The 299-nt window shown below is 64.2% G+C and carries 1 protein-coding gene; it reads left to right on the forward strand.

Annotated elements, in window-relative coordinates; translation table 11 throughout:
- Window positions 1-299: integrase core domain-containing protein (locus NGB94_RS16715; protein ID WP_325791844.1), on the forward strand; the 299-nt coding region annotated here is incomplete at both ends.

Below are 299 nucleotides of genomic sequence, written 5' to 3' on the forward strand. Positions count from 1 at the left end.
TGAGAAGGGTCCGACCTGCGCCGGGTTCCTGGAGCGGGCTGCCGCGTTCATGGCCGCCCACGGGGCACCGGTGAAACGAGTCATGACGGACAACGCGTTCGCTTACCGGCTCTCCAAGGACTTCCAGAACGCCCTGAGCACGCTGGGCGCCAAGCACATCCTGATCAAGCCCCGCCATCCCTGGCAAAACGGCAAAGCCGAACGGTTCAACCGCACCCTGCAGGAAGGCTGGGCCTACCGGCAGGTCTTCAACTCCAACCAAGCCCGCACCGATGCCCTGCAACCGTGGCTAGACTTCT

This window comes from Arthrobacter koreensis, from assembly GCF_035792275.1.
GTDB classification, from domain to species: Bacteria; Actinomycetota; Actinomycetes; order Actinomycetales; family Micrococcaceae; genus Arthrobacter_B; species Arthrobacter_B koreensis_A.